Source organism: Bartonella sp. AP40SXNS, assembly GCF_042195825.1.
Lineage (GTDB): Bacteria > Pseudomonadota > Alphaproteobacteria > Rhizobiales > Rhizobiaceae > Bartonella.
Genome location: NZ_JBHIPB010000044.1, coordinates 1 through 3207, shown reverse-complemented (window position 1 = coordinate 3207; position 3207 = coordinate 1). Strand labels below are relative to the sequence as shown.

At 46.3% G+C, this 3207-nt stretch carries 2 protein-coding genes; both read left to right on the top strand.

The window, feature by feature from the left end:
* On the top strand, positions 1–1187 hold a 1187-nt coding region (locus ACFILZ_RS09425; RefSeq protein WP_375611006.1), incomplete at its 5' end, for a ShlB/FhaC/HecB family hemolysin secretion/activation protein.
* A gap of 25 nt (positions 1188–1212) precedes the next feature.
* A partial coding sequence (locus tag ACFILZ_RS09420; RefSeq protein ID WP_375611005.1) for a filamentous hemagglutinin N-terminal domain-containing protein occupies positions 1213–3207 on the top strand: 1995 nt, incomplete at its 3' end.

The following is a 3207-nucleotide window of genomic DNA, read 5'->3' as shown; positions in this document are numbered from 1 at the left end:
TGAACATGCGCGATATTGAACAGGGGCTTGATCAGATCAACCGTTTGAGTTCAGCGCACGCTCAAAGCGAACTTCTTCCAGGGCGTGAAGAAGGGAGCACCATTGTCAATATTAACAATCATCCCGATAAAACTTTCAAGGTTACTGTTTCTCATGACAATATGGGACAATCTTCCACGGGTTATGCGCGTTATAGTGCGGGCTTGAGGGTAGAAAATATTTTAGGGATGAATGATGCGTGGGATTTTAACTATCAACGCAGTGAGCCCGATTATTGGGGTGGGAGCAAGCAAGAAGGACATAGTAATAACATTTCAGCGAGTGTGAGTATTCCATATGGTTATTGGACCTTTGGATTGAATGGCACTGTTTATAATTACCAAAGCATTATCCCTGGCAATTTTACCGATATTGAGACGACGGGGGATTCCAGTGAGTTGCACGCCAGTACAAGCAGGGTTCTTTACCGTGATAGTGTTTCCCTTACAACCTTGAATTTGGGTCTTTCTTATAAAAGAACCAACAATTACCTTCTTGGCAATAAGATTGAAGTGGGCAGCCGTCAATATAGCGTCGCCAATTTTGGCATTTCGCATTCGCGCCAGATGTTGGGGGGGACTTGGACCTTTGATGTGAGTTATTTGCAAGGGCTTCCCTTGTTTCATTCAGTAAAGAAACATGCGCCAGGAGCAGGGGATGCGGAGCCACAATTTGCCAAATTTACCGGTACGCTTAGTGTCATGACGCCTTTTAAGGTAGGGGGCTTGGACTTTATACTGAGCAATCTTTTGAGTGGTCAATATTCACCGCATAATTTATTGGGAGCTGAACAGATTTCGTTGGGGGGCGCTTCCAATGTTCGTGGCACGCGTGAGAGTTTGCTTTTTGGCAATAACGGTTTTTTTAGCCGGAATGATTTGTTGCTACGCACCATTCCGTGGAGCAATCACGCGACCTTCAAAAAGGTTTTTGGAGAACTTCGCCCTTATGTTGGTTTGGATTATGGGCGTGTTTTTGCACAACCCTTGTATGGGATTAAGAGTGATCAGCTTGCCGGTTGGACAGCAGGTGTCAAGCTTGCGGGAGGCATGGTCTCTCTTGATGCCAGTTATTCCAGTATTTTTTGGAGCACAGTTAAGCACAAAAAATCAGGAACATTTTTTATGACATTAACAATGGAACTTTAAGCATTTTTTATTGGGGAGTTAAAGTATGAGATATGAGAAGAGAGCAGAAAGAGCAGCTTTATTAGGTGTTTTAGTCTCCAGTACGATGCTCAAAAAGGTTTTATTTGGGGGACTTGGTTTTTCTTGTTTGTTAGCCCCTTCAGCGTTACAGGCGCAAATTACTGTGGATCCTAACGCGAATGCCGCCCATCGTCCAGATATAGTGGCAGCGCCCAATGGGGTTCCCTCGATTGATATTGTTACCCCCAATGGCAAGGGCTTATCGCACAATAAATATAACGATTTTAATATTGGAAATCCGGGTGTGATTTGGAACAATCATGCGCAAGAAGTGGGGCAATCGCAGTTGGGGGGCATTATGCCGGGCAATCCGCATTTGCGTTTCACGGGTTCAGCGAAAGTGATTTTAAATGAAGTGACCAGCAGCAAGCGCAGTGCGCTTCATGGTCCAGGAGAGGTTTTTGGGAGCCCAGCCGATGTGATTATAGCCAATCCCAATGGGATAAGCTGTGATGGTTGTGGCTTTATCAATACGCCCCATGCGACCTTAACCACAGGTGTTCCCGAAATTGATGCGAGCGGTTTTTTGAAAGGCTTTGAGGTGCGAGGTGGGGATATTACCTTTGGCGCCAAGGGAGCCAATTTTTTCTCAGGCCAAGGGGCGGTTGATATTGTCGATATTGTCTCACGCACAGTGCATTTTGAAGGAGCTGTTGCGGGCAGAGAAATTGGTGTGACAGCAGGGACGGGTCACTTTGATTATGCTTCACGGGAAATGAAAGAACTGACCGATATTACTGGTAAACCGGAATATGCGATAGATGGTTCTGCTTTGGGGGCTCTACAGGCGGACAGAATAAAACTTGTGGCAACAGAAAAAGGTGTTGGGGTTCGCATGCGCCATGATATGGCCGCCAATGCGGGGCAGTTGCATCTTTCTGCTGACGGGAAAATCTCGTTGAAGAATGTTTTTGGTCATGGGGGTGTTGTCCTCAAATCGAAAAGCCAGAGCGTATTGGCAAAGCACATCACCTCGAAAAAGCATATTGATATTGCCGCCCATAAGGATGTGACGTTAGAAACGGTTGGTGCTGATGGTCATTTGAAGATAGAGGCGCAGGATGGGCTTTTATCGATTGCCGGTAAGGCAACCTCTGGGGGCAATATGGAGCTGTCTTCGCGCCAGACACTTCAAGTTTCAGGGCTAGGGTCAGGTGCTGATATGGCTCTTGAATCGGGCGGAGACTTGAAGCTTGAGGGGATTGTTTTAGCGCAAGGGAATCTCAAGGCGCATGCCGGTGGTGATATACAAGCTCATTTTTTAGCCGGTGGGGTTGATCTGGCGGCAACGGGTGCTGCTGGTGTTGTTGTTCTTGGCACCCAAGGGGATGTTGATCTCCAGAGCAGTCAAGGTGCGATTGTTGCTGAAAGTGTTTATGGAGCAGGAGATATCACCCTGGTTTCTCATAACGGGCTATCTGTTTCTCAAACAATTCTGTCGCATCAAAATGTTGCCATTCAAGCACAACCAGCAACAAATGCTCCCGTTCATTTTGGGCAACTTTTAGCCTATGGCAAGGCAAATATTGAGGGCGGGGCGGTTGACTTTTCTTCACTGATGACGGGTGAAGAAGCTGTTTTAAAGGTTGGCAGCCTTGATGCAGGCACACTGATGACAGGTGTCGTTTCTACGGGCGGTTCAGGGGATCTTGTTTTAGATGAAAAGGGCTTTCTTTTGATTACAGCAAAAGAAGGGGTGAAGGTTGGTCAGATTGCCAGTGGTGGCAATATTGAAATTTTTGCAGGCAACGACATCTATTATGATCAGGTCATGGGCTATGGCAGTGCAACATTGACATCAGTATCAGGAGAGATCAGTGTTGAGAATGTGTTGTCTGCTGAGGGGGATGTGAGATTGACGGCAAACACTCTCGATTTAAGCAATAATCGTTCTCATATTTACACGCCGCAAACGCTGTATTTAATTGCAGATCATATTGATGTCTCAGAGAGCGAATTG